Genomic DNA, 26,627 nt, shown 5'->3' with positions numbered 1-26,627 from the left:
CCCGACCGCCATGCGAGACTAGCGAGCTTGTCTTTGAGGCTCTGAATCTCTATGTCGCTGTCCAGCGGGCTGATTGCTGCCGTTGCCCTGGCCTATATGGCCATCATGTTCGCTATTGCCTTTTACGGTGATCGGCGCACGACGTCGCTGCCGCCGACTGTGCGGGCGTGGGTGTATAGCTTGTCGCTGGCGGTGTATTGCACCAGCTGGACGTTTTTCGGAGCGGTCGGTCAGGCGGCTGAGCAGTTGTGGTCCTTTTTGCCGATTTATCTGGGGCCGATCGTGCTGTTGCTGCTGGCACCCTGGGTCTTGCAGAAGATGGTGCTGATCAGCAAGCAGGAGAACATCACCTCCATTGCTGACTTCATTGCCGCGCGCTATGGCAAGTCGCAGTCGCTGGCGGTGGTGGTGGCGCTGATCTGTCTGGTGGGCGTGCTGCCTTATATCGCCTTGCAGCTCAAGGGCATCGTGCTTGGGGTGAATATCCTGATCGGCGCCGTGGCGGACGCCAGCGGCACCAGCGCGCAGGACACGGCGCTGATCGTGTCGCTGGTGCTGGCACTGTTTACCATCCTGTTCGGCACCCGCACGCTGGACGTCACGGAGCACCATCGCGGCATGGTGCTCGCCATCGCCTTTGAGTCGCTGGTCAAGCTGTTGGCCTTTATGGCGGTCGGGGCGTTTGTCACTTACGGGTTGTACGACGGCTTCGACGATCTGTTCAACCAGGCCATGCTGGCGCCGCGCCTTGAGCAGTACTGGAGGGAGACCATCAATTGGCCGTCCATGGTGGTGCAGACCGGTGTGGCGATGATGGCGATTGTCTGCCTGCCGCGACAGTTTCACGTGACCGTCGTGGAGAACATCAACCCACAGGATTTGCGTTTGGCCCGGTGGGTATTCCCGGCGTATCTGGCATTGGCGGCGCTGTTTGTGGTGCCCATCGCCCTGGCCGGACAAATGCTGTTGCCCGGTTCGGTGCTGCCCGACTCGTTCGTGATCAGCCTGCCGCTGGCCCATGCCCATCCGTCACTGGCCTTGCTGGCGTTCATCGGGGGCGCTTCGGCCGCCACCGGCATGGTAATCGTGGCCAGTGTTGCGCTGTCGACGATGGTGTCCAACGACATGCTGCTGCCGTGGCTGTTGAGCCGTAAAACCACCGAACGGCCATTCGAGGCGTTTCGCCACTGGATGCTGTCGGTGCGTCGGGTCAGCATCGTGGTGATTCTGTTGCTGGCTTATGTCTGCTACCGCCTGCTGGGATCAACGACCAGTCTGGCGACCATCGGCCAGATCGCGTTTGCGGCCATTACCCAACTGTCCCCGGCCATGTTCGGCGCGTTGTGGTGGAAGCAGGCCAACCGTCGCGGCGTCTTCGCTGGCTTGGCGGCGGGCATCTTCCTGTGGTTTTACACCTTGGTCCTGCCCATCGCGGCCCACGGCATGGGCTGGTCGTTGAGCAGCTTTCCGCTGCTGGCGTGGCTGCACGGCAACCCGCTGAACCTGCCGATCACGCCGTTGACCCAAGGCGTGGTGTTGTCCCTGGCGGGTAATTTCATTCTGTTCGCCTGGGTGTCGGTGCTGTCCCGCACTCGGGTGTCCGAGCATTGGCAGGCGGGACGGTTCATTGGTCAGGAGATCCATGTGCGTCCCAGCAGCCGCCCGTTGCTGGCGGTGCAGATTGAAGACTTGCTCAGTCTCTCGGCACGTTTTGTCGGCGAGGAACGGGCGCGACAAAGTTTCATTCGTTTTGCGTACCGCCAGGGCAAAGGCTTCAACCCGAACCAGAATGCCAACGCCGACTGGATCGCCCACACCGAGCGCTTGCTGGCGGGTGTGTTGGGGGCATCGTCGACCCGCGCGGTGGTGAAGGCGGCCATCGAAGGCCGGGAAATGCAGCTCGAAGATGTGGTGCGCATCGCCGACGAAGCGTCCGAAGTGCTGCAATTCAATCGGGCGCTGCTGCAGGGTGCCATTGAAAACATCACCCAGGGCATCAGTGTCGTCGATCAATCCCTGAGGCTGGTGGCCTGGAATCACCGTTATCTGGAGCTGTTCAACTACCCGGAAGGTTTGATCAGTGTCGGCCGGCCTATTGCCGACATCATTCGCTACAACGCCGAGCGCGGTTTGTGCGGCCCCGGCGAAGCGGAAGTCCACGTCGCCCGCCGCTTGCACTGGATGCGCCAGGGCCGTGCGCACACCTCGGAACGGATGTTCCCCAATGGACGGGTCATTGAGCTGATCGGCAATCCGATGCCCGGCGGCGGTTTCGTCATGAGTTTCACGGACATCACCGCGTTCCGCGATGCCGAACAGGCGCTCAAAGGTGCCAATGAAAGCCTTGAGCAGCGTGTGGCCGAACGTACCCATGAGCTGTCGCAACTGAACGTGGCACTTACCGAGGCCAAAGGCACGGCCGAAGCGGCCAACCAGTCCAAAACCCGGTTCCTCGCCGCTGTCAGCCATGACCTGATGCAGCCCCTGAACGCGGCCCGGCTGTTTTCTGCGGCGCTGTCCCATCAGGACGGGGAAATGACCGCCGAAGCCCAGCAGTTGGTGCAGCACCTGGACAGTTCCTTGCGGTCGGCCGAGGACTTGATCAGCGACCTGCTGGACATTTCCCGCCTGGAAAATGGCAAGATCAACCCGGACCGCCAGCCGTTTGCCCTCAACACCCTGTTCGATCCGCTGGGCGCGGAATTCAAAGTGCTGGCGCAGGAGCAAGGGATTAAATTCCGAGTCCGCGGCACGTCCTTACGGGTCGACAGTGACGCGAAGCTGCTGCGGCGCATTTTGCAGAACTTCCTGACCAATGCGTTCCGCTACGCCAAAGGGCCGGTGCTGCTGGGCGTGAGGCGTCGGGGCACGCATTTGAGCCTGGAAGTCTGGGACCGTGGCCCCGGTATTCCGGAAGATAAGCAGCGGGTTATTTTCGAAGAGTTCAAGCGCCTGGACAGCCATCAGACCCGCGCTGAAAAAGGACTGGGCTTGGGGCTGGCGATTGCCGACGGGTTGTGCCGCGTGCTGGACCATCCGCTGCAGGTGCGCTCCTGGCCCGGTAAGGGCACTGTGTTCAGCGTCAGCGTGCCGTTGGCGCGGCTACAAACGCCCGTCATCGAGAAAGCCCGCGAGCCTGAGCGTCCGCTGCTCGGTGGCACCCAGGTGCTGTGTGTCGACAATGAAGACAGCATCCTGATCGGCATGAACAGCCTGCTGACACGCTGGGGTTGCCAGGTGTGGACCGCAAGGGATCGCCAGCAGTGTGAAGCCTTGCTGGAACAAGGCGTGCGCCCGCAACTGGCGTTGGTGGACTTCCATCTGGACGAGGGCGAAACCGGGACCCAACTGATGGCCTGGCTGCGCACACGGCTGGGCGAACCTGTGCCGGGCGTTGTGATCAGTGCCGACGGCCGCCCGGAACTCATCGCGCAAGTTCATGCGGCGGGGCTGGATTTTCTCGCCAAGCCTGTCAAGCCTGCGGCGTTGCGCGCGCTGTTGAGTCGGCATGTGAGTTTGAATTAAAGCGCTACACCCGGTGTTGCGTAGGAACGCTCGGAGGTCACGACGGCCGCGAAGCGGTGTATCTGCCGAACCGCCATCGCTGCCTCGCGTTGCTCGTGAGCTCCTACAATTTTTCGCGAATCAGGTTTTTGCGTAGGAGCGCTCGGAGGTCACGACGGCCGCGAAGCGGTGTATCTGTCAAAACGCTATCGCTGCCTCGCGTTGCTCGTGAGCGCCTACACATCTAGCGTAGGAATCATGTTTTTTTGTAGGTGCGCTCGGAGGTTACGACGGCCGCGAAGCGGTGTATCTGCCGAACCGCCATCGCTGCCTCGCGTTGCTCGTGAGCGCCTACACATCCAGCGTAGGCAGGTTTTTGCGTAGGAGCGCTCGGAGGTTACGACGGCCGCGAAGCGGTGTATCTGCCGAACCGCCATCGCTGCCTCGCGTTGCTCGTGAGCGCCTACACATCCAGCGTAGGCAGGTTTTTGTGTAGGAGCGCTCGGAGGTTACGACGGCCGCGAAACGGTGTCTCTGTCGAACCGCTATCGCTGCCTCGCGTTGCTCGTGAGCGCCTACACATCTAGCGTAGGAATCATGTTTTTTTGTAGGTGCGCTCGGAGGTTACGACGGCCGCGAAGCGGTGTCTCTGTCGAACCGCTATCGCTGCCTTGCGTTGCTCGTGAGCGCCTACACGATCCCCCGGCGTCGGTAGGGAAACACATCAATCACTTTTCCTTCGCGAATCGCGTCTTGCAGGCTTTTCCAGTAATCGGCGTTGTACAGCTCGCCATGCAGGCTGGCGAATAGCCGGCGCTGTTTGATATCGGCGAACAGAAACGGCGGGAATTCTTCGGGGAAAACGTCAAGGGGGCCGATGGAGTACCAGGGTTCGGAGGCCATTTCGTCTTCCGGGGTGCGCGGGGCCGGGATGTGGCGGAAGTTGGCTTCAGTCAGGAAGCAGATTTCATCGTAGTCATAAAACACCACCCGACCGTGCCGGGTGACGCCAAAGTTCTTGAGCAGCATATCGCCGGGGAAGATATTCGCCGCAGCCAGTTGTTTGATCGCCAGGCCATAGTCGTCCAGCGCTTCACGGATCTGCGCTTCGTTGGCGTTTTCCAGGTACAGGTTCAGCGGGGTCATGCGGCGCTCGGTCCAGCAGTGGCGGATCAACACGGTATCGCCCTCCACGTGCACCGTCGAAGCCGCCACTTGCAGCAGTTCGGTGAGGCAGTCAGGCTCGAATTTGCTCAACGGAAAGCGGAAGTCGGCGAACTCCTGGGTATCAGCCATGCGCCCGACCCGGTCGACGTTTTTCACCAGCCGGTATTTTTCGATGACGGTTGCGCGGTCGACGTTCTTGGAGGGCGAAAAGCGATCCTTGATGATCTTGAACACGGTGTTGAAGCCCGGCAGCGTGAACACGCTCATGACCATGCCGCGCACCCCCGGCGCCATGATGAATCGGTCATCGGTACGGGCCAGATGATTGATCAGCGCGCGATAGAACTCGGATTTGCCGTGTTTGTAAAAGCCGATCGAGGTGTACAGCTCGGCAATGTGCTTGCCCGGCAAAATGCCCTTGAGAAAGCTGACAAACTCCGCTGGCACCGGCACATCGACCATGAAGTACGAGCGAGTGAACGAAAAAATGATCGACACTTGCGCTTCGTCGGTGATCAGCGCGTCGATCTGTATGCCATGACCCTCAGGGTGCAGCATCGCGATCACCAGCGGCCATTGTTCGTCGAGGGTGAACACCCGGCCCACCAGGTAAGCGCCCTTGTTGCGATACAAAACCGACGAAAACAGCTCGACACACAGGGCCGGATCCTTGCACACCCAGTCGGGCAGGCTTTCGCGCAACTGCGCTTCAAGGCGCTGCAGGTCGCCGGGCAGATCGGCATAGGGAACGTTGAACCGGTACTCATCGAAAACCCGGTCCAGCATGCCACGAAGGTCACCCTGGGGGTGAAAGGTCCGGGTCTGGGCGGCGCGGTCGTGATGGCGCAATGTTGGCCGGGTAGTGTGAATGAACATGCAGCCATCACTGATCAGGTCATGACTGAACAGCCCGCAGAAAATCGAGTTGAACCAGGTTTCGGAGAGTTCGTCGTCCAGTCGGACATCAATCAACTGAATGTAGGCGCTTTTGACCTGCGGCCAGCCTGCCACGTCGAGCAATTGCTCAGCGCTGAAAACGGAGCCCAGTGTCTCGCGGGTTTCGTTGACTTTCTCTTCGTAGAGGCTGATCCGCGCCGCCGAAGCCTGCTGCGCTTCCTGCCACAGCGCGTGCTCGAAGCGCGCCTGGGCACCGTCGGCAATCTGCCGGAAATGCTCGCGGTAATCGTCGAAGCCCTCAAGGATCATTCGGGCGATGTCAGCGGCGGGCCAGGAAGTGGGCATAAACATCTCTCTGCGGGATTCGTATGCCGCAGCTTAGCAGTGCCTGAAACATTGGCACCGTTTAACCGAATCGTAAGCAAAGATTGCAACGCTCGCAGCCTACCGGTAAAACTGCCGCCCCTGCGCCAAGGAAAGCATCGCCATGAAACCCACTGACATTATTAGCCTGATCGCGCTGGCCGCCATCTGGGGCGCGAGCTTTTTGTTCATGCGCATCATTGCGCCCGTGCTGGGCACCGCGCCGACCGCCTTTTTTCGGGTGTCGATTGCCGCCGCCGGGTTGCTGCTTATCCTCTGGCTGATGCGTATCGACTGGAATTTCCGCGGCAAGCTCAAGACCTGCATGCTGCTGGGCGTTATCAACTCGGGGCTGCCCGCGACCATGTATTCGGTGGCGGCACAGGTCATGCCTGCCGGTTACTCGTCCATCTTCAACGCGACCACGCCGCTTATGGGGGTGTTGGTGGGCGGGTTGTTCTTCAGTGAAAAGCTCTCGGCGGCAAAAATCATGGGCGTGTTTCTCGGCCTGGTGGGCGTTGGCATTCTGACCCGCGCGGGGCCGGTCGCCTTTGATCTGCAACTGCTGACCGGCGCCCTCGCCTGTTTGCTGGCGACCACCTGCTACGCGTTTGCAGGGTTCCTGACCCGGCGCTGGCTTGATCAGGAAGGCGGGCTGGACAGTCGGCTTTCGGCCTTGGGCAGCATGCTGGGCGCAACCTTGCTGCTGTTGCCCTTGTTCGGCTATCGGGTGATGACCGACCCTCCAGAAAATTGGGGTGGTATTAACGTCTGGCTGTCGTTGCTGGGGCTGGGCCTGATCTGCACGGCGCTGGCTTACATTCTGTATTTCCGGCTGGTGAGCAGCATCGGCCCCCTCAGGTCCATGACGGTGACCTTCATGATCCCGCCATTTGGTGTGCTGTGGGGCGCGCTGTTGCTGGATGAACCGCTGTCCATGGCGCACCTCTACGGTGGCGCGCTGATTGCGGTGGCGTTGTGGCTGGTGTTGAGGCCAGCGGTGGTGGCGTCTGCCAAGGCGCGTTGAACGACAGGAGCGCGCTTGCCGGTGATTCGGCTTTAGCGGACAAGCCGCGCTCCCGTCAGGGTTTTCCGTCAGCGTAACGTCGGTTTGCGAAACACGAACACCAGCCCCACCACGATCAGCAACATGCCGAGCAGGCTCAACATCGCCAGCCGGTTGCCAAAGATCAGGTAATCCATGATCGCCGTGACCGCAGGCACCAGATAGAACAGGCTGGTGACGTTGACCAGATTGCCCTGGGCGATCAAACGATAAAGCAGGAACGTCGCCAGCACGGACACCACCAGCCCCATCCACAACACGGGCACGATGAAGCCCGTGCTCATTTCAACGTGGAACGGCTGGAACGGCACGAATACCCCACAGAGCAGCGCGCCCGCCAGGTACTGCACGGGCAGTGTGCCCAGCGGGTTGTCCGTGATGCGCTTTTGCATGATCGCGCCGCCGGTCATGCTGACCATCGCCAGCAGGCCGAACAGCATTCCCGCCAGAGACATGCCTCCCAGACCGATGCTCTGGTAGACCACCAGGATCAACCCGGCCAGCCCCAGGCTCAGACCGAATAACCGCGTCCAGGACCGACTGCGCTCCATGAGCACCGCGGTGAGGATCGGCTGTACGCCCATGATGGTTGCCATGACGCCAGGCGTGACGTTGAGATCCAGCGCCAGCAGATAGAAAATCTGATAAGCCCCCAGCAGCACAGCGCCGGTGCCCGCCGCGTACAGCAGGGGTTTGCCGACCGCCGGGAGCTTGTAACCCAACATCGGGATCAGCACGGCCAAGGCGATCAGCGCCAGCAGAAAGCGGATCAGCAGAAAGGCGAACGGTGAAGCGTGGGCCAAGCCCCATTTGGAGAAAATCGCCCCGCTGCTCCACAGCAGGACGAACAACGTCGTGGAGGCCAGCGAAGCCAGTTTTGTAGGGATGAACATGAATACCACCTGTGATCGGACACGCATTGGCAGGCCCGGCAAATAAGGGCCAACGATGTGTTTAACGATTGTTTGCGGTTGTACGAACGCACGCTTGGGTTGAAAGCGGTCGATCAAACCGGCAGGGCTACGCCTGGCGGTGCTACAACCTGCGAGTTCACAGGGGAAGGTGGCGGATAACGCATGAAGGAGAGCTGCTTGCATCCACACGGCTCGGCGGCAGCGAAGGCTGCGGCGTCGAACATCAACTGAATGTGGGAAGCAGGCATGGCGCACGTCTTCTTGGGGATGGGGAGTGTTACAAGGGTTTTCTGCAACACTGGCGCCGACTATAACCAGAGGCGAGAGGGATGTGCAAGAGCAGATCAGCCGAGACGCCGGGTTCAGACCGCAGGATCGAACCCTCCATCGGGCCGACTTCAGCCGGGAAGAGGCCTGGAGGTTCGCTGCAGCTGCATCGCCTGAAATACCCTTTCCCGGCTAAAGCCGGTCCCACGGTACGAACGGCTACAGAACCCGGCCGCGAACTGCCTGACAAGAGCGTCCAGCTTTTGGGGGCAGTTCACAGTCTGCACAGGTCTTTTTTTTCAGCCTTCATGCCGCATCAAAGTCTTGACCGAATCCCGGCCAAACCTCGCGCCAACGAGGTTTGCGCTTCAATTCCGGACGGGTTTAACCAAACAACCAATACCCCAACAACGTCAGCACCAGCACCGCCAGTACCGGGCGCAATACCCGATAAGCCTTGGGATGCTTGCGCTTGAGTTGCTTGACCTTGCCGCTGAAGCCGTCGCTGAAGCGTTTGCTGTACGCATACGCCTGGTTGATGCCGCCCACCCGTTCGTCATCCAGGTTTTGTGGCGCCGTGGCGCGCCCCAGCCAGCCGCTGACCCAACGATTGATGCGCGTCATGATACGGCTGCGCAGCGGGCGTTCGACGTCGCAGAACAGGATGACCCGGGTCTTGGCGGACTCGTTCTTGACCCAGTGCACGTAGGTTTCGTCGAACATCACGTCTTCGCCATCGCGCCAGGCATACACCTGGCCATCGACGTAGATACGGCAATCATCGGAGTTCGGCGTGGACAGGCCCAGGTGGTAACGCAGGGAACCGGCGAACGGGTCGCGATGGGGGTTCAGATGGCTGCCACCCGGCAACAGCGCGAACATCGCGCCCTTGACGTTAGGAATGCTGTTAACCAGCGCGACGGTTTTGGGGCAAAGCGCCTCGGCCGATGGCAAAGCCTTGTCGTACCACTTGAGGTAGAAACGCTTCCAGCCCTTCTTGAAGAACGAGCCAAAACCGGCGTCGTTGTTCTTTTCGGCGGCGCGAATATAGCCCTCGTCGAACAAATGCATGGCTTCGTCGCGGATGACTTCCCAATTGTCTTTCAATACGTCCAGCTCGGGGAAATCCCGACGATTGAGATAGGGCTTGGAAGGCACCCGGGAAAACAGGTACATCAAGGCGTTGTAAGGTGCGAACAGCGCGGAGTGGTTGACGAACTGACGTAGCAACGGCAAACGCGCTTTACCGCGCAAATGCACATACAGCGTGCTGCCCACGAAAAGCATCAGGATCGATGCTTTGGCAGCAAATGAAAACGTCATCTAACTCTCCTCGAAACGGCAATGACCAAGCGCTGAACGTACTGCGGACAATTCACAGGCCGATTTTATCGGTTGGCAAGGCACCGGAGGGTGATCTGGAACAATCACCGTGCGGTGCGCAAGCCCGGCATCATAAACGCTCACCGGCTTCACCAGAAGTCGGCAAGATGAAACACACCGTTACTGTTGCAGCTCCTGATCGGTAAACAGATCGCTGAACAACATGCTCGACAGGTAACGCTCGCCGGAATCCGGCAGAATCACCACGATCGTCTTGCCCTGCATTTCCGGGGTTTCGGCCATGCGTACCGCTGCCGCCATGGCCGCGCCGCAGGATATCCCGCACAAAATGCCTTCTTCCTGCATCAAGCGCAGTGCCATGGCTTTGGCTTCGTCGTCACTGACCCGTTCCACCCGGTCGACCATCGACAGGTCCAGGTTTTTCGGGATGAAGCCAGCACCGATCCCTTGAATCTTGTGCGGACTGGGTGTAATCGCTTCGCCTGCCATGGCCTGCGTAATGATGGGCGAGCCTAACGGTTCAACCGCCACCGACAGGATCGGCTTGCCTGCGGTGTTCTTGATGTAGCGGGACACACCGGTGATGGTGCCGCCGGTACCGACGCCCGCCACCAGCACATCGATTGCGCCATCCGTGTCGTTCCAGATTTCCGGGCCGGTGGTTTTTTCGTGGATCGCCGGGTTGGCCGGGTTCTCGAACTGAGCGGGCATAAAGAATTTCTGCGGATCGCCGGCCACCAGTTCTTCGGCTTTTTCGATGGCGCCTTTCATCCCTTTGGCGGGCTCGGTCAACACCAGCTCGGCACCCAGGGCCTTGAGCACCTTACGGCGCTCGATGCTCATGGAGGCCGGCATGGTGAGCATCAACTTGTAACCACGGGCAGCGGCAACAAAGGCCAGCCCGATCCCGGTATTGCCGGAAGTAGGCTCGACAATGGTCATGCCGGGTTTGAGTTTGCCTTTACTTTCAGCGTCCCAGATCATGCTTGCGCCAATCCGGCATTTCACCGAGTAGCCGGGATTGCGCCCTTCGATCTTGGCCAGGATAGTGACGCCTCGTGGCGCGATGCGATTGATCTGCACCAACGGGGTGTTGCCAATTGAATGGGCGTTGTCAGCGTAGATACGGCTCATGATGGTGTCCTTTTGCACATTCGGTTAAGGGCTTCAAAGACCGAAGCCTATGCCCCATGCCCTGTAGACGTCCAGTCGCAGCGAACGGATGCACGCCCATGCAGTCAACCACTCAACAGAACACGAGACCGCTACCATGAAACGTCGCTACAGCTGGCCACTCTGGACCTTGATGGGCATTGTCGTGCTGCTGATTGCCGTACACATCGCCCTGCCCTATGTGGTGCGCAATTACCTCAATGACAAACTCGCCGACATGGGCGATTACCGCGGACACATCACCGATGTCGACCTGGCCTTGTGGCGAGGCGCGTACACGATCAATGGTCTGAATATCGTCAAGGTCGACGGCAAGGTGCCCGTGCCTTTCGTCAGCGCGCCGGTCATCGACCTGGCCGTGAGCTGGCACGCGCTCTGGTACGACCATGCGATTGTGGCCGAGGCGTTGTTCCTGAACCCTGAAGTCAACTTCGTCGATGGTGGCGCCAACAAGCAAGCGTCCCAGACCGGTCGGGGCACTGACTGGCGGGACCAACTGAACAAGCTGTTGCCCATCACGCTCAACGAACTGCGTATTCAGGACGGCCGCATCACCTTCAACAATTTCACCACCACGCCGAAAGTCAAAATCGAGGCCGACAAGGTCAACGCCAGCCTCTATAACCTGACCAACGTCGAAAATGTCGAAGGCAAACGTGACGCCCGTTTCGAGGGCAAGGCGCTGTTACTGGGCCACGCCAATATGGAAACGACGGCCACTTTTGATCCGTACAGCAATTTCGAAGACTTCGACTTCCGCCTGCGCGCCACCGGCATTGAACTCAAACAGCTCAATGACTTCGCCTCGGCCTACGGCAAGTTCGACTTCAACGCAGGCACCGGCGATCTGGTGATTGAGGCGCAAGCCGACAAGGGTCAGCTCACCGGGTATATCAAGCCGCTGCTGCGCGATGTCGAGGTCTTCAACTGGCAGCAGGACGTGGAGAACCAGAACAAAGGTTTCTTCCGCTCGATCTGGGAAGCTGTGGTCGGCACCAGCGAAACCGTGCTGAAAAACCAGCGCAAGAATCAGTTCGCCACGCGGGTGGAACTCAGCGGCAGCGTGCATAACCAGGACATCAGCGCGTTTCAGGCGTTTCTACAGATCCTGCGCAATGCGTTCGTGCAGGCATTCAATGCGCGGTATGACGGAAGTAAGGGCTAAAACCGTTGCCAGGACCCTACCTTCGCGGGCAAGCCTCGCTCCAACGTGGGGGCGTTGTCGTGGCAGAGATGTGACGGTAGAACGCAAATCCTGTTGGAGCGAGGCTTGCCCGCGAATACGTCGTATCAGGCGATACATACAGGTCGCCTGAGGTTCTGATTCGCAGGCAAGCCGCACTCCAGACATTGGCTGACCCGCCATTCAGGAATTGAATACCCGGTCCACGTTCACAGTCGCCGGGGCTGCACGTTATAGTCGGCGCATTGTTCGCCCCCCCCATTCAAGGCGTCCGGGCCGATAGCCCGCACGCCACGTTCGAGGATTTACCGATGAAGTTCGAAGGCACCCGCGCATACGTCGCCACTGACGATCTCAAGCTGGCGGTCAACGCGGCAATCACGCTGGAGCGCCCGCTGCTGGTCAAAGGTGAGCCCGGCACAGGTAAAACCATGCTCGCCGAACAACTGGCCGAGTCCTTTGGCGCCAAGTTGATCACCTGGCACATCAAGTCCACCACCAAGGCGCATCAGGGCCTGTACGAGTACGACGCCGTCAGCCGTCTGCGTGACTCGCAACTGGGTGTGGATAAAGTCCACGACGTGCGCAACTACCTCAAAAAAGGCAAGCTCTGGGAAGCCTTTGAAGCCCAGGAGCGCGTCATTTTGCTGATCGATGAAATCGACAAGGCCGATATCGAATTCCCCAACGATCTGCTGCAAGAACTCGACAAGATGGAGTTCTACGTTTACGAAATCGACGAGACGATCAAAGCCAACATCCGCCCGATCATCATCATTACCTCTAACAACGAAAAAGAGCTGCCGGACGCGTTCCTGCGTCGTTGCTTCTTCCATTACATCGCCTTCCCCGACCGCACTACCCTGCAAAAGATCGTCGATGTGCATTACCCGGACATCAAGAAAGAACTGGTCAGCGAAGCGCTGGACGTGTTCTTCGACGTGCGCAAGGTGCCGGGCCTGAAGAAGAAGCCGTCCACTTCGGAACTGGTGGACTGGCTGAAGCTGCTCATGGCCGACAACATCGGCGAAGCGGTATTGCGTGAGCGCGATCCCACCAAGGCCATCCCGCCGCTGGCCGGGGCTTTGGTTAAAAACGAACAGGATGTCCAGTTGCTTGAACGCCTGGCGTTCATGAGCCGTCGCGGCAATCGCTGATTCTGCGGAGGGACAACGGCCATGTTGCTCAACCTGTTTAACGAAATGCGCGCGGCCAAGGTGCCGGTTTCGGTGCGCGAACTGCTGGACCTGATCAACGCCCTGAAACAGCGGGTCACTTTCGCTGACATGGACGAGTTCTACTACCTGGCGCGCACGATCCTGGTCAAGGATGAACGGCATTTCGACAAGTTCGACCGGGCATTTGGCGCCTATTTCAACGGCCTGGAAAAGCTCGACGACCACCTCAAGGCATTGATCCCCGAAGACTGGCTGCGCAAGGAATTCGAACGTTCCCTGAGCGAAGAAGAGCGGGCGCAGATTCAGTCATTGGGTGGGCTGGACAAACTCATCGAGGAATTCAAGAAACGCCTCGAAGAACAGAAAGAACGCCACGCCGGCGGCAACAAGTGGATCGGCACCGGTGGCACCAGCCCGTTTGGCTCCGGCGGTTACAACCCGGAGGGCATTCGGGTGGGGGATGCGGGCGAGCGCAAAGGCAAGGCGGTGAAAGTCTGGGATCAGCGCGAGTACAAAAATCTCGACGATCAGGTAGAACTGGGCACCCGCAACATCAAGGTCGCCCTGCGCCGTCTGCGCAAATTCGCTCGCCAGGGAGCGGCCGAAGAACTGGACATCGACGGCACCATCGACCACACCGCCCGGGACGCCGGACTGCTGAACATCCAGATGCGCCCGGAACGCCGCAACACCATCAAGCTGTTGCTGCTGTTCGACATCGGCGGCTCGATGGACGCCCACGTCAAAGTCTGCGAAGAACTGTTTTCGGCCTGCAAGACCGAATTCAAGCATCTTGAATACTTCTACTTTCATAACTTCATTTATGAATCGGTCTGGAAGAACAACTCACGACGCGGTTCAGAGCGCACGTCCACGCAGGACCTGCTGCATAAATACGGCGCGGATTACAAAGTGATCTTCATTGGCGACGCCTCAATGGCCCCCTATGAAATCACCCAGGCCGGCGGCAGCGTCGAACACTGGAACGAAGAACCCGGTTATGTCTGGATGCAGCGGTTTACCGCCAAGTTCAAGAAAATCATCTGGATCAACCCCTACCCGAAAGACGCCTGGGCCTATACAACGTCAACCAACATCGTGCGGGACCTGATCGAAGATCAGATGTATCCGCTGACCTTGCGTGGGCTGGAGGAAGGGATGCGCTTTCTCTCTAAATAGGCGGAAGCTGTTGGAGGCTTGCCCGCGAAACGGCATACCTGATCAAGCAGGAGCAATGCCTCGGCAACAGTCGGCTCCCACAAAAAACTGCACCCTCAGCCGTCGATTAGACGGCTTGTTTATTTTCGCTGTCGCGTTGACAACCCTTCCTACCGGTGATTACGTCCGGGATGTCAGTTGATAAACAACTGACCGTCAGGTGCCCCTTCGTGCGCCTGCGTTTAATTTAATCAGCGATTTTTACAGCCTCCATGGTTGGGTACTTCTACGCCTCGCCTGTGGAACGATGATAAGAAAAGGACTTTGCAATGAAACAACCCACTCTAAATAATTACCTGTTACCGCTCATTACGGCTCTGACTCTGACGGGTATATTTTCCACTCCTGTATACGCGGTGGTCGGCTTGACTACGGACGCGCCATTGCAGAATGCGCCGTCTTTGACGCAACCAACCGTTTTGGAAGATAAAGTTACTGAGATTGATGAAACACTCGATAGCACCACTACGGAGAAGAACTACACCTTTACCGTACTGCGCGGGCAAAACCTCATGTTTAGAGGAATGGAACGATCGAGCAAGCTGATCGTTGAATGCAAAATAAATGACAAATGGGTATCCATGCCCGACGAAGGCATTTACATCATCGAAGGTACTCAACCCGGTCAAGAGATCCAGATCCGGGCCACTAAACGTGATGGCGGAATAGCCGGAGGTAAGTATAAATTCAGATTCGGATCTGCACCCTACCGTGCAAGTACTGACGTGATTACCACGGATGCCAAAGGAATACCATTGTATGCAGGGATTTTCCAGGCCTTCCATACAGTGGACTGGCCATACATATTCAAGACTCGACAGGGCATCCGGTCGAGGGTGTAAAAGCAAACCTGAATATTACAATTGTACCTGCAGTTGACAAAAAAATGATGTTCACGAAAGCAGACGGCACGGCAAAAGCAACGATCTTACTGCCAGGTTGCCAAGGCCACAGGAAGTCTCCTCCCTTCTGGCAGATGATGGGGCCGTTCAACTATTTCTGGCACCTTGAATTCAACCGGCATCGAATCATTGCCGACCTGGAAGATGGCGCTGTTGGCCACAACTGGAATCCTGGCACTATAGACAGTGAGTTTGGCCATATTTGCAAGAAACACTTGCGCCACTGATTTCCTGGCCCCAAGTGCCTGGCAGCAGGCACCTGGGGCCAAGGCTTAAACTTGACTATGGTTGTCGTCACTCTCCCTGTCCGCCTCTTGCTCCCGAGTCATTTCTCGCACAGTTCTCTGCAACTGCTCAATCCACGAGTTGCCGTTACCCGGTCGGAACGCATAGGATTGCAGGAGCACGCCATAGTCAATAAATTTATTGATATTGTCCAGCGTCACCATTGACGCCTCGCTTTGCAGCCGAGGATCATGCTTCAAGATATAGGTGACCAGCTTGGCATGATCGAAGGTCAACTCTTTCAATCGGTCCCGGTCATTGATCCAGGCATCCAGCTGCATCTTTTCTCGATCAGTTAAAGCACCGTCGGGTGATGTAATTTCCAGACTGCCACGTTCATTGATCGTGAAGCCAAAATTCTTGCCCGCCAGTTCCGGGAGCGATATCCGTATCTGCTCCTTGAACTCATCAAATTCCAGTTGCATATCTTCCAGCCTGTATAGAGCCTGATAATGCAATGCCCTCAGAATGGAAAAATCATAGGTACTCAATTCACCATAGATATCACTTTCCCAATCCTCAAGCCCGTACTCCTTGGCTATATCACAGGCCTTCCACAGCTTTTCCTGCCCGGACACAATGTGGAATCTATTTTGGTCATCAAGGGTGTAAACGATGCCCTCCGTTGCCATTCTGGAATCGTAAATAACCTGCAACCTTTCAGTCATATCCCCTGCCGCGACCAGTTCTTCATAGCGTGCGGTCATCGACTCCCAGTAACTCATACCGGCATATAACTTATGATCAAGCCCTACCACAGCCGTACCATGTGTCACACCTGCTTGCGGATCAAACATAACATTCTCCACTATCAACCGTTGTCCTCTGGTTAACGGCAATAGCGAAAAATATCTGACCTGACTTCAACGCAAGGCACTTCCCAGCGAACTGTACGAAATCGGCCACAACAAAATCCGGCTAAAGGGTCGGTGTGTTATTCAAGAAAGTAACTGGCGCCTATAAAGAGTCTGCCGCGCCAATTGTCTGCATGTTGGGGAGGCAGCCGACGTGACGTCCAGCTCATAAAAGCGGGCGGGTTGGATAAGAAGAAGTGATGGGATCTTCATCTGTTGGAGCGAGGCTTGCCCAACAAGTTCCCTGTGCGTTTAGTACTCCCGCGCCAGCCTTGGCTTGCGCCGCCCACCGGTGACGACCCAGCCAACCATCAGGAAGAAGGTCTCGATCAGCAGCGCCAGGACCAGGGCGCAGACGATGCCCCAGGCGATGACTTCAGGGGCCAGCAGCACTTGCCACGTGTAGCCGTTCCAGGTTTCGCGGCGGATGTCAGCGTCGGCGGCGACGGCCACATGCAGCGCCCGGGCATACCAAGGGCCTTGCATGGACAGCCATTCGCGCTCCAGGACCTGCGTGCGGGTCAGCAGGGCATTGATGCTGTCGGCATCACTGCGAAAGACCGGGTCTTCGCTCTCGCGGTAATGCTGGATCAACGCCTGCACGTCGCCTTTGAAGAACTGCGCGGCCGTGGCGTTGTAGCCCTTGATGCTTTGCTGGGCCTCGATCAGGTGCGCTTCAACGCGCTTGCCGTAGTCACTGACAAAACCCGGAATCTGTACGCCGAACAACAGGCCCACGGTGAACAAGACCAATCGCAGATAACTTCGCAGCATGTAGATCCCTCTCGTATCGGTCGATGTTCTCAAGCGTTGCCCTGGGCCACGCATTCACCACGACGCCACAGGGCCCATTGGCCAGGCTCGTAGCTTTTCCATATCTCGTCTTCAGTCAGCGGCTCGGTGGCGATCACCGTCACCACGTCGTTGGGCGTGGTTTGCGCCTGAAAATCGACGATAACGTCCACATCCTTCAAGCGGGCAGGCCCAAAAGGCGCACGCCGGGTAATGTGCACCAGCTTCGTGGAGCAAAAGCAGAACAGCCAGTCGCCATCGCTGATCAGGCCGTTGAACACGCCTTTGCCGCGATACTCGTTGCAGGCTTGGACCAGCGACGGCAGCAGCTGTTCGATTTCAACCGGTTCGGGAAATTCTTCGCGCACCCGATTGAGCAAATCGCAGAAAGCCGCCTCGCTGTCCGTGTCACCCACGGGTCGATAGAACGTGGCACGCGCCGTGAAATCGGCCAACTGGCCGTTGTGGGCAAAACACCAGTTGCGCCCCCAGAGTTCGCGCACAAACGGGTGAGTATTGGCCAGGCACACCCGACCGACATTGGCCTGACGGATATGGCCAATCACCACTTCGCTTTTGATGGGATAACGCTGAACCAGTTGCGCGACTTCCGACTCGCAGCTCGCGACCGGGTCCTGAAACAACCGCAGGCCGCGACCTTCGTAGAACGCGATGCCCCAGCCATCGCGATGGGGGCCGGTACGCCCGCCCCGCTGTATCAAACCGGTAAAGCTGAAAACGATATCGGTGGGGACATTGGCGCTCATGCCCAGCAATTCACACATGTTCAGGGTCTCGCTTGAGGGCAGTGAGCGGCACGCTGGCTACAGACGCGGCTCAACCCGAGAACGGTTCGCGACGCCGGGCGCGGCAGGTTTGCGATCGAAACGGTCGTCGTCGGAAAACGGCTCGTCCAGCGGTTCCTGGTCGGGCGTTGCCGTGCCAGCGGCTTGCGGATGGCGAGCCCTCCAGCTTTTTTCGATCGGCCAGCGAATCAACACAAACAGCAGGTACACGCCAAGGGCGATCATGCCGTACATGACCAGATCGGACACCGCACGCCAGACATTGCTCCCGACCTTGAACAGCAAGTCCAGGGCCGTGATGGCGACAGCCGGGGCGAATTTTTCCTTCACCGGGTCAATGATGGTCGGGGTGAAGAGCAGGACAGCGACGATCACCAGCAGCGGTTCACGCAGGTAGCGCCACATCCAGCGGGTCATCAGAAACCACACCAACAGACAACCCAACGCGGCAAATGCGTAGAGGCCCCAAGCGATCGTATAGTCGTTCTCGGTCATGACGTCCGTGGTAAGGCAGGTAATTTGGCGCTTATGATAACGGCTTTTCGCCAACCCGGCTTCCCCGGCTTCAGTTATCGGTACCCGATGCCATCAAATGGCAATCCGTATGCGATACCTCATGGCCACCAATGAGCGCCCCGAATGTCCCTATCACCTTCAATTTCCAGCGCCCCCATCGCACGCAAGACCGACGGCGTCGACCCTTATGCCTGGCTGCAAAACCGCGACAGCGATGAAGTACTCGATTACCTGAAGGCCGAAAATGCTTATCAACACGCGCAGCTGGCCGATCAGGAAACCTTGCGTGAAACCCTGTTCCAGGAGATCAAGGGCCGCATTCTGGAGACCGACCTCTCCCTGCCCTCGCCTTGGGGGCCGTATCTGTATTACACCCGCACCACCGCGGGCGACGAATATGCCCGGCACTATCGCTGCCCGCGCCCGGCCGACGACTCCCAGACCGTGGACGAAAGCCGCGAAGAAATGCTGCTGGACCCCAACGAACTGGCCGGTGGCGGTTTCTTTTCCCTGGGCACGTTCAGCATCAGCCCGGACCACCAGCGCCTCGCCTACAGCCTGGACACCAGCGGTGAAGAGGTTTATCAGCTTTACGTCAAAGAACTGAGCACCGGCCAGGTCAGCGCCCTGCCCTTCGAAGACTGCGACGGCAGCATGACCTGGGCCAACGACAGCCAGACGCTGTTCTTCGGCGAACTGGACGACACCCATCGCCCGTACAAGCTGTATCGCCACCGACTGGGCAACGCGTCGGCGGACCTGGTTTTCAGCGAACCGGACGGGCGTTTTTTCCTGCATTGCTACCGCAGTAGCTCGGAACGCCAGCTGATTCTCGGCCTGGACAGCAAAACCACCAGCGAAGCCTGGGTGCTGGATGCCGATCAGCCGGACCACGCTTTCGTCTGTATGGCGCCACGGGCTGAAGGCCATGAATACTCCGTGGACCACGGCCAGGTAGACGGGCACTGGAGCTGGTTGATCCGCAGCAATCAGGACGGCATCAACTTCGCCCTGTTTCACGCCCCGCAAACATCAGGGACCGTACCCGGCCGCAGCGAGTGGCAGGTTCTGATCCCCCACAGCGAAACGGTGATGCTCGAAGGGTTTAGCCTCAACGCCACGGGACTTACCCTGAGCCTGCGCGAAGGCGGCCTGCCGATCATCGAAGTTCGCCCGCAAGGTTTGCCCGCCTATCGCGTGCAACTGCCGGACGCCGCTTACAGCCTTTATGTGCAGGACTCGCTGGAGTTCGGCAGCGACAGGATTCGTCTGCGCTACCAGTCCCTCAATCGCCCCGCGCAAGTCCGGCAACTGACGCTGGCGAGCGGCGAACAAACCGTGCTCAAGGAAACGCCGGTGCTGGGGCCATTCGACGCCGATGCCTATGTCAGCCAGCGCCTCTGGGCGACGGCCAAAGACGGCACGCAGATCCCCATCAGCCTGGTGATCAAGCGCGAGCTGCTCGGCCAGCCAACCCCGCTGTACCTGTACGGCTACGGAGCCTATGGCGAAAGCCTGGACCCATGGTTTTCCCATGCGCGGCTGAGCCTGCTGGATCGTGGCGTCGCGTTTGCCATCGCTCACGTGCGGGGCGGCGGCGAACTGGGGGAAGCCTGGTATCGCAACGGCAAGCAGGAAAACAAGCAAAACACCTTCGATGATTTCATTGCCTGCGCCGAGCACCTGATTGCCGAAAACCACACCCGCGCCGAGCAATTGGTCATCAGCGGCGGCAGCGCAGGTGGTCTGTTGATTGGCGCGGTGCTCAACCAGCGCCCAGAGCTGTTCAAGGCGGCGATTGCCGAAGTGCCGTTCGTGGACGTGCTCAACACCATGCTCGATCCCGATCTGCCCCTGACCGTCACCGAGTACGACGAATGGGGCAACCCGCAGGAGCCCAAGGTGTATGCGCGCATCAAAGCCTACGCGCCTTATGAGAACGTCCGCGTCCAGGCGTACCCGGCCATGCTGGTGATTGCCGGCTACAACGACAGCCGCGTGCAGTATTGGGAGGCGGCCAAATGGGTGGCAAAATTGCGCGCCCACAAGACCGACGACAACCTGCTGCTGCTCAAGACCGAGCTGGGTGCAGGCCACGGCGGCATGAGCGGGCGTTATCAAGGGCTGCGCGACGTGGCGCTGGAGTACGGTTTTATCTTCAAGGTATTGCAACTGACCGTTTGAACTCGGCCCGCAAAACTTGTCCTAACTCTCATCCCCCGCACGCCCTGACAGGCGTGCCGGGATAACCTGTCGACAGCCCATAACAAGATCGAGCCATGTCAGAACAACCGTCTCACCTGAACAATGAAATCCGCGACATGCTCATGGACTGCGGCGTGTTCGATGCCCTGCTGCCTGCCGAATTCCAGGTGGCGGCTGGCTACTTCAACATGACGTCCATCAGTCAGGGCGAAGCCATTTTCAGCGAAGGCGATGCAGGCACCTTCATGAGCATCATCCATTTGGGCACGGTGTCAGTGCAGAAGCTCAATGCCGAAGGCCAGCCAGTGGAAATTGCCACGCTGCGTCGAGGGCGGGCATTTGGCGAAATGGCGGTGCTCGACGGTGAGCGGCGTTCGGCCAGTTGCATCGCCGCGTCGAGTTGTCAGCTGCTGAACCTGGGGCGCGATTCCTTGGAAAAAATGCTCGATGAGGCACCGAAAATCGCCGCGAAGATCATTCGCGCCCTGGCGGTTTCCCTGTCCAAACGTCTGCGCATGGTGGATGGGCAACTGCTCGCGCAGTAATCCCCGACCTGAATTACTTTAGCGGCACATCCTGTGCGGCCTGGGGGTTCTGCTCCAGCCCCGGCAACGCCTGATCCTTCGGAGGTTTGGGCATTTCGATTTTAGGCAGTAACGGCGCATTGCCTTGCGTGCCGCTCGCCCGTGGCGTGCTCGGAGGCACCACTTGCGGATAAGGCGTCGGGGTAGCGGTGCCGGGCGAACCGGGTGCGGAAACCGGCGAAACAGGTTGTAGATTGTCTGCCTGAACAGCACTTACCGAGAGCGTCATCAAGACAATCGCCGTTAGAATAGAGCGCTTCATCAATGGCCTCACCTGCCAAACCATCCTAGTGTGCGGCTCAGGCTACTCCAAGCCTTGAGACCGCGTTCACATTTTTGCTTCTGCCACTTTCAATGAGTGCTCCATGAAACGTTTCGTACTGCTCGACACCACTGCCATTCCCGACAACGGCGGTGCCTTGTGCCTGTTCGAATACGGCGAAGATTTCGTGATCAAGATTCAGGGTGGCGATGGCGGCCAACTCATGAACACCCGCATGCACGGTTCGGAAGACGCACTGGCCGAAATCCCATGCAAAAAGGTCGCGGCACGCCTGCAACCTCGGGTTTTGATCGGCGGTCTGGGCATGGGTTTCACCCTTGCCTCGGCCCTGAAGCATCTGGGTAAAAACGCCGAAGTGGTCGTCGCCGAACTGGTGCCGGGGGTTGTGGAATGGAACCGGGGGCCGCTGGGGGAGAAGGCCGGTAATCCAATGCTTGACCCGCGGGCCAAGGTGATAATCGGCGACGTTGCCCAGGTGCTCAAGAGCGAGCCCCGTGGCTTTGACGCCATCATGCTAGACGTCGATAACGGTCCCGAAGGCCTGACCCAAAAATCCAACAGTTGGCTGTATTCGTCGGGCGGCCTTGCTGCTTGCGCCAATGCCTTGCGCCCCAAAGGCATCCTCGCGGTCTGGTCAGCCAGTGCGGATCAGAAGTTTTCCGACAAGCTGCGCAAGGCCGGTTTCAAGGCTGAAGAGGTGCAGGTGTTCGCCCACGGCAACAAGGGCACGCGCCACACCATCTGGATCGCGGAAAAACTCAAGGGCTGAACGCCTCGCGAAGCGCTAGACTTGGCCCATTACCGTTTCCACCACACGAACATGACACAGGTGACCCCATGAGCACGGCCAACCCACCCTCCCACACCGCCAAGCTGGATCGCATCCTGGCCGACGCCCAGCGCGACCGCGAAATGGGTTATCGCGACAAGGCACTGCGCATGTACCCCCATGTGTGCGGTCGCTGCGCCCGTGAATTCGCCGGCAAACGCCTGAGCGAGCTGACCGTTCACCACCGCGACCACAACCATGACAACAACCCCCAGGACGGCTCCAACTGGGAGCTGCTGTGCCTGTACTGTCACGATAACGAACACTCGCGCTACACCGATCAACAGTACTTTTCGGAAAGCTCCACCAGCAGCCCGAAAACCGCCAAGGCGACTCACAACCCGTTCGCCGCGCTGGCGGGGTTGATGAAGAAGGACGAGTAACGACACGGCCGGGTTCTGTAGGCGCTCGCACTACCTTCCTGACACCGTGGGACCGGCTTTAGCCGGGAAAGGGTATTCAGGCGATGCAGATGCAGCGAACGCCCTGGCCTCTTCCCGGCTAAAGCCGGTCCCACGATCTGAACTGCCCCCCAAAAAGCTGGACGGTCTTGTCGGGGGGCTCGCGGCTGGCTTCTGTAGGCGTTCGCACAGCGTTCCTGACACCGTGGGACCGGCTTTAGCCGGGAAAGGGTATTTCAGGCGATGCAGATGCAGCGAACGCCCCCGTCCTCCGCCTCGCGGATTAATCCGCTCCTGCAAAGATGACCCACGTATAATCGTCCGCTTTTCCCAGCGAGCATTCCCACGTGGCCAACAAACGGTACGCCTGCATCGGCTTGTACAACCCCAAGTCTCCGGAAAACGTCGGCTCTGTGATGCGCGCGGCCGGTTGTTATGGCGTCGCCTCGGTGTTCTACACCGGCAAGCGCTACGAGCGCGCCCGGGATTTCATCACTGACACCAAGAAGATCCATCAGGACATTCCCCTGATCGGCATCGACGACCTGAAGAACATCCTGCCTCTGGGCTGCATTCCGGTGGCCGTGGAACTCGTCGAAGGCGCCCGTCCATTGCCCGAATACACCCATCCTGACCGCGCGCTGTACATTTTCGGCCCGGAAGACGGCTCACTGGACCAGGACATCCGCGACTGGTGCGAAGACGTCGTCTACATCCCCACCACCGGCTGCATGAACCTGGCTGCGACCGTCAACGTCGTGCTCTACGACCGTATGGCAAAAGGCATCAATACCCGCTCGGGACCGCAATTCGGCAGAGAAAAACCCGACGCTTGAGACGAACGCCGACAAATGCATTGAACAGTTCCGAACGGTGGCAGTCAGTTTTACTGAACCGAATTCATCTCATCATGGAGAACGATCATGAGCGACATCCCGATCATTGAACGCATCGACAGCACCCCTTTGCAGAGCCACACCCAACAGAACGTTCATGGCTGGGAGCGTGTCGGCTCTCTGGCTGGCGGCGTATTGATGATGGGCAAAGGCCTGCGTCGTGGCGGCTTTTTTGGCTTGATCCAACTGGCCATTGGCGGCGCTGTACTGGCACGCGGTATTACCGGCCACTGTTCGGCCAAGAGTCTGATCGAAAAAAGCCGCAGCGACCTGGACACCGCGAAAGCCCGTATCAAGCGTGCCGGGGATGAACTGAGCCTGCTGAAAACCCAGGCAGAAATCAAAGCGGAAGACGTCGTTGCCGATGGCATTGATGCGCTGACCAAGCCTAAAGCCGAGATTTGATTCGAGCTCAAGCTGGCCCTCTGTAGATGGTCTGTTGCAGGGGGGGCGGGATTGCGCGACAGAAATACCGCCTTCCCGGCTAAAGCCGGTCCCACGGTTATGAACTGCCCCCCCAAGTCTCTCAACCCATGCTGGTGCTGTCACCCGATCCGAGGCGCAGCACCCAACGAGATAACGCCTCACTGACCAAGCGACCGCGCCTGGAGACTCAGGTTGTCCAAAGCGAATCACCCCGCCCGAAAGATCAGATAATCCTCCCAATCGTCCTCGGCCACGCTGTTTTCACTGATCATGCGTCCCGACTGGGAAATGCGTTCCTTGTGCACGGCGTCGCGATCACCGCACACCAGGTGATGCCAAAGGGGCAAATCCTTGCCTTCGCTGACCAACCGATAACCACACGTCGGTGGCAGCCACTTGAACTCATCCGCCTGACCCGGCGTCAGCTGAATGCAGTCCGGCACTGAAGCCCGACGATTGCTGTAATCGGTGCATTGGCAGGTTTTCAGATCCAGCAGCTTGCAAGCGATACGCGTGTAATAAACGCTGTTGTCGTCTTCATCCTCAAGCTTTTGCAGGCAGCACAGGCCGCAGCCGTCGCACAGCGATTCCCACTCGTTTGCGTCGAGTTGGTCGAGTTTTTTACGTTTCCAGAAAGGTTCGACTTTAGCGGCCATGGGTTCGGGCTATCAGCATCAACAGTGAAAAGGTCGCCAGTCTAGTGGCACAACGGGTGCGGGCCAAGCGGTTACGACTGCCGGTAACAGGGGCTTGTCAGATGGCGGCACGATCAGTAGCTTGACTCCGCTGTCTCGCGGACTTTCCGCAATGCCTGCCGTCCGCCGTCCATCGGCCTGAGTGTCTGTAACTCCCCACTATTCGAGGATTCTCATGAGCACAAATCCACGCATCGCCGATTACCCTATCGACGCACAATTCACCGAGCGCTGGTCGCCACGCGCCTTTACTGGCGAAAGTATTCCTCAGGAAACCCTGTTGAGCTTCTTCGAAGCCGCTCGCTGGGCACCGTCGGCTTACAACTCGCAACCGTGGCGTTTTCTGTACGCCCGTCGTGACACGCCGAACTGGTCCCGTTACCTGAGCCTGCTGGTGGAGTTCAACCAGTCCTGGGCGCAACATGCCTCGGCGCTGGTTATCGTGATCTCCAAGACCACCTTCACGGCGCCCGGCGCCACAGAAGAGTCTCCCGCGCTGTGGCACACGTTTGACACCGGTTGCGCCTGGGGTCATCTGGCGTTGCAGGCGAGCCAGAGCGGGTGGTACACCCACGGCATGGCCGGTTTCGACAAGGAGCGCACGCGCCAGGAGCTGAATATTCCGGAAGGTTACGAGATCCACGCGGCCGTGGCGATCGGCAAACTGGGGGATAAATCCACCTTGCCTGAATACCTGCAAGGCCGGGAAACCCCAAGCCCTCGCCGCCCCGTGGCGGAGTTGGCGGCTGAAGGTGATTTCACCCTTTAAGCAGGAGCGCGCGTCTACCGGGCGACAGCGCGGCCGCCCGTGTACAGCCCAATCGCCCACGGACCTACCGTGGGTTGATCAATACCCTCGCGCGAAATCCACTTCCCCACGCAACGGCTCACCGGCTTCGAAGGCTTTCAGGTTGGCGAGAAACAACTCAACCATGGCCACGGGCGATGTGGGCGCTGCGCTGTGCCCGGTCAGCAGCAAACCCCAGGCGGTCCAGAACGGATGGCGCTGCGGCAGAGGTTCCTGACGGCAAACGTCGATGACCGCGCCCGCCAGATGCCCTTCCTTCAACGCTTCGACCAGATCAGCATCCACCACGGCAACACCGCGCCCGACGTTGATGAACAAACCGCTCGGCTTGAATTTGGCGAACCGCTCTGCATTGAACAGATCATGGGTCTCAGTGGTATTGGGCAGCAGGTTGACCACGTAGTCCACCTCCCCCACCAAACGATCCAGATCCGCCATGGCTGCCACTTCGACGAACGGCGCCTGTGTGCGGGCCCGGGAGGCGATGCCGTAGACCTGCACGCCAAAGGGCACGAGAAATTGCGCGACGCTCAGGCCGATATCACCCGCGCCGACGATCAATACCTTGCGGCCGGCCAGGCTCTGGCTGCTGCGGTTGTCCCACTTGCGCTCAACCTGACTCATCAGGCGCGCCAATACTTCGCGTTCATGGCCAAGCATGTAGGTCAGGACGAATTCAGCCATCACCTGGCCAAAAATGCCCACGGCACGGGTCAAGCGATAATCTCGGGTCAAGCCGTCGGCCAGCAGTGGCGTAACACCCGCCCAGGTCGACTGCAGCCATTGCGGGGCATGCCCCTGACGCAGCAGGTTGGCCAGCAAGTCCGGCTGGCCCAGCCAGACGGGGCATTGAGCCGCAAAACGCGACAGTTCAGCCGAGTCGCCGGAACTCATGACTTCAAGTTCCGGGGCGGCCTGGCGCAGCAATTGGGTGTAGACAGGGTAATCGTGTTCAGCAATCAGAACGCGCATGGTTCAAAACCTTAAAAAACAGGACGGCGACTGAAGTCAGGTCGAACCTGATCGAATCCGGTCGCGTGCACACAAAACGGTTTAACACCCTGGCCCGCA

The 26,627-nt window shown here is 58.9% G+C and carries 26 protein-coding genes; 14 read left to right on the top strand and 12 right to left on the bottom strand.

Annotation, left to right across the window (positions count from 1 at the left end; all coding sequences use genetic code 11):
* The first annotated feature begins 51 nt into the window (after window positions 1–51).
* Window positions 52–3,525, top strand: coding sequence for a hybrid sensor histidine kinase/response regulator (locus ACP7B0_RS11515; RefSeq protein WP_426141436.1), 3,474 nt, complete (start codon window positions 52–54; stop codon window positions 3,523–3,525).
* Window positions 3,526–4,194: 669 nt separating this feature from the next.
* Here the strand turns inward: ACP7B0_RS11515 and aceK are convergent.
* On the bottom strand, window positions 4,195–5,913 hold the full coding sequence (aceK, locus tag ACP7B0_RS11510) for a bifunctional isocitrate dehydrogenase kinase/phosphatase (RefSeq protein ID WP_426141435.1): 1,719 nt from the start codon (window positions 5,911–5,913) through the stop codon (window positions 4,195–4,197).
* 142 nt (window positions 5,914–6,055) lie between these two features.
* On the opposite strand from aceK, the gene ACP7B0_RS11505 reads away from it, so the two are divergent.
* On the top strand, window positions 6,056–6,958 hold the full coding sequence (locus tag ACP7B0_RS11505) for a DMT family transporter (RefSeq protein ID WP_426141434.1): 903 nt from the start codon (window positions 6,056–6,058) through the stop codon (window positions 6,956–6,958).
* Window positions 6,959–7,026: 68 nt separating this feature from the next.
* Here the strand turns inward: ACP7B0_RS11505 and ACP7B0_RS11500 are convergent, their stop codons facing one another.
* The 4 genes from ACP7B0_RS11500 to cysK form a co-directional block, all read right to left on the bottom strand.
* Entirely contained in the window at window positions 7,027–7,890 is an 864-nt protein-coding gene (locus ACP7B0_RS11500) for a DMT family transporter (RefSeq protein ID WP_426141432.1), read from the bottom strand.
* Between the two features lie 113 nt (window positions 7,891–8,003).
* The gene (locus ACP7B0_RS11495) at window positions 8,004–8,159 is read right to left on the bottom strand and encodes a hypothetical protein (protein WP_426141430.1); all 156 of its coding nucleotides are present in this window, start codon (window positions 8,157–8,159) and stop codon (window positions 8,004–8,006) included.
* A 403-nt stretch (window positions 8,160–8,562) separates the two neighbouring features.
* Window positions 8,563–9,501, bottom strand: coding sequence for an aspartyl/asparaginyl beta-hydroxylase domain-containing protein (locus tag ACP7B0_RS11490; RefSeq protein ID WP_426141429.1), 939 nt, complete (start codon window positions 9,499–9,501; stop codon window positions 8,563–8,565).
* 180 nt (window positions 9,502–9,681) lie between these two features.
* A complete protein-coding gene (gene cysK, locus ACP7B0_RS11485) occupies window positions 9,682–10,656 on the bottom strand; it encodes a cysteine synthase A (RefSeq protein ID WP_426141428.1) in 975 nt (324 codons plus the stop codon).
* A gap of 136 nt (window positions 10,657–10,792) precedes the next feature.
* Between cysK and ACP7B0_RS11480 the strand changes: the two genes are divergently transcribed.
* The 5 genes from ACP7B0_RS11480 to ACP7B0_RS11460 all read left to right on the top strand — a co-directional run bounded on the left by ACP7B0_RS11480 (window position 10,793) and on the right by ACP7B0_RS11460 (window position 15,403).
* Window positions 10,793–11,860, top strand: a complete 1,068-nt coding sequence (locus tag ACP7B0_RS11480) for a DUF748 domain-containing protein (protein ID WP_426141427.1) — start codon at window positions 10,793–10,795, stop codon at window positions 11,858–11,860.
* Window positions 11,861–12,189: 329 nt separating this feature from the next.
* Entirely contained in the window at window positions 12,190–13,035 is an 846-nt protein-coding gene (locus ACP7B0_RS11475) for an AAA family ATPase (protein ID WP_426141426.1), read from the top strand.
* 21 nt (window positions 13,036–13,056) lie between these two features.
* A complete protein-coding gene (locus ACP7B0_RS11470; RefSeq protein ID WP_426141425.1) occupies window positions 13,057–14,235 on the top strand; it encodes a vWA domain-containing protein in 1,179 nt (392 codons plus the stop codon).
* 308 nt (window positions 14,236–14,543) lie between these two features.
* Window positions 14,544–15,116 (top strand): hypothetical protein, encoded by a 573-nt coding sequence (locus tag ACP7B0_RS11465; protein ID WP_426141423.1) that lies wholly within the window; start codon window positions 14,544–14,546, stop codon window positions 15,114–15,116.
* Window positions 15,117–15,160: 44 nt separating this feature from the next.
* The gene (locus ACP7B0_RS11460) at window positions 15,161–15,403 is read left to right on the top strand and encodes a hypothetical protein (RefSeq protein WP_426141422.1); all 243 of its coding nucleotides are present in this window, start codon (window positions 15,161–15,163) and stop codon (window positions 15,401–15,403) included.
* Window positions 15,404–15,448: 45 nt separating this feature from the next.
* Here ACP7B0_RS11460 and ACP7B0_RS11455 read toward each other — a convergent pair whose 3' ends face one another.
* The 4 genes from ACP7B0_RS11455 to ACP7B0_RS11440 form a co-directional block, all read right to left on the bottom strand.
* Window positions 15,449–16,258, bottom strand: coding sequence for a hypothetical protein (locus ACP7B0_RS11455; RefSeq protein WP_426141420.1), 810 nt, complete (start codon window positions 16,256–16,258; stop codon window positions 15,449–15,451).
* Window positions 16,259–16,567: 309 nt separating this feature from the next.
* Window positions 16,568–17,089, bottom strand: a complete 522-nt coding sequence (locus ACP7B0_RS11450; RefSeq protein WP_426141419.1) for a DUF2937 family protein — start codon at window positions 17,087–17,089, stop codon at window positions 16,568–16,570.
* A 29-nt stretch (window positions 17,090–17,118) separates the two neighbouring features.
* Window positions 17,119–17,892, bottom strand: coding sequence for a class II glutamine amidotransferase (locus ACP7B0_RS11445; protein ID WP_426141418.1), 774 nt, complete (start codon window positions 17,890–17,892; stop codon window positions 17,119–17,121).
* Window positions 17,893–17,931: 39 nt separating this feature from the next.
* Window positions 17,932–18,408, bottom strand: a complete 477-nt coding sequence (locus ACP7B0_RS11440; RefSeq protein ID WP_426141417.1) for an MFS transporter — start codon at window positions 18,406–18,408, stop codon at window positions 17,932–17,934.
* A gap of 144 nt (window positions 18,409–18,552) precedes the next feature.
* Between ACP7B0_RS11440 and ACP7B0_RS11435 the strand changes: the two genes are divergently transcribed.
* Together ACP7B0_RS11435 and ACP7B0_RS11430 are read left to right on the top strand one after the other, a co-directional pair.
* On the top strand, window positions 18,553–20,613 hold the full coding sequence (locus tag ACP7B0_RS11435) for a S9 family peptidase (RefSeq protein ID WP_426141415.1): 2,061 nt from the start codon (window positions 18,553–18,555) through the stop codon (window positions 20,611–20,613).
* Window positions 20,614–20,708: 95 nt separating this feature from the next.
* Window positions 20,709–21,179 (top strand): cyclic nucleotide-binding domain-containing protein, encoded by a 471-nt coding sequence (locus tag ACP7B0_RS11430; protein WP_426141413.1) that lies wholly within the window; start codon window positions 20,709–20,711, stop codon window positions 21,177–21,179.
* Between the two features lie 13 nt (window positions 21,180–21,192).
* On the opposite strand, the gene ACP7B0_RS11425 is transcribed toward ACP7B0_RS11430, so the two are convergent.
* Window positions 21,193–21,480, bottom strand: coding sequence for a hypothetical protein (locus ACP7B0_RS11425; RefSeq protein WP_426141412.1), 288 nt, complete (start codon window positions 21,478–21,480; stop codon window positions 21,193–21,195).
* Between the two features lie 103 nt (window positions 21,481–21,583).
* On the opposite strand from ACP7B0_RS11425, the gene ACP7B0_RS11420 reads away from it, so the two are divergent.
* The 4 genes from ACP7B0_RS11420 (at window position 21,584) to ACP7B0_RS11405 (ending at window position 24,032) form a co-directional block, all read left to right on the top strand.
* A complete protein-coding gene (locus tag ACP7B0_RS11420) occupies window positions 21,584–22,270 on the top strand; it encodes a spermidine synthase (RefSeq protein WP_426141411.1) in 687 nt (228 codons plus the stop codon).
* A 68-nt stretch (window positions 22,271–22,338) separates the two neighbouring features.
* A complete protein-coding gene (locus ACP7B0_RS11415; RefSeq protein ID WP_426141409.1) occupies window positions 22,339–22,713 on the top strand; it encodes a YajD family HNH nuclease in 375 nt (124 codons plus the stop codon).
* Window positions 22,714–23,078: 365 nt separating this feature from the next.
* Window positions 23,079–23,567 carry an RNA methyltransferase gene (locus ACP7B0_RS11410; protein WP_426141408.1) on the top strand — a complete coding sequence of 163 codons (489 nt, stop codon included), beginning with the start codon at window positions 23,079–23,081 and terminating at the stop codon, window positions 23,565–23,567.
* Between the two features lie 87 nt (window positions 23,568–23,654).
* A complete protein-coding gene (locus ACP7B0_RS11405) occupies window positions 23,655–24,032 on the top strand; it encodes a YgaP-like transmembrane domain (protein ID WP_426141407.1) in 378 nt (125 codons plus the stop codon).
* A gap of 227 nt (window positions 24,033–24,259) precedes the next feature.
* Here ACP7B0_RS11405 and ACP7B0_RS11400 read toward each other — a convergent pair whose 3' ends face one another.
* Window positions 24,260–24,709 (bottom strand): YcgN family cysteine cluster protein, encoded by a 450-nt coding sequence (locus ACP7B0_RS11400; RefSeq protein WP_426141406.1) that lies wholly within the window; start codon window positions 24,707–24,709, stop codon window positions 24,260–24,262.
* A gap of 214 nt (window positions 24,710–24,923) precedes the next feature.
* Between ACP7B0_RS11400 and ACP7B0_RS11395 the strand changes: the two genes are divergently transcribed.
* Window positions 24,924–25,517 carry a nitroreductase family protein gene (locus ACP7B0_RS11395; protein ID WP_426141405.1) on the top strand — a complete coding sequence of 198 codons (594 nt, stop codon included), beginning with the start codon at window positions 24,924–24,926 and terminating at the stop codon, window positions 25,515–25,517.
* 78 nt (window positions 25,518–25,595) lie between these two features.
* Here ACP7B0_RS11395 and ACP7B0_RS11390 read toward each other — a convergent pair whose 3' ends face one another.
* Window positions 25,596–26,528 carry a D-2-hydroxyacid dehydrogenase gene (locus tag ACP7B0_RS11390; RefSeq protein ID WP_426141404.1) on the bottom strand — a complete coding sequence of 311 codons (933 nt, stop codon included), beginning with the start codon at window positions 26,526–26,528 and terminating at the stop codon, window positions 25,596–25,598.
* Between the last annotated feature and the right edge of the window lie 99 nt (window positions 26,529–26,627).

It is taken from the genome of Pseudomonas sp. DWP3-1-2 (genome assembly GCF_049896285.1).
GTDB lineage: Bacteria > Pseudomonadota > Gammaproteobacteria > Pseudomonadales > Pseudomonadaceae > Aquipseudomonas.
Note: the sequence above shows the minus strand (reverse complement) of the source record. Positions and strands in the feature narration are given on the sequence as shown.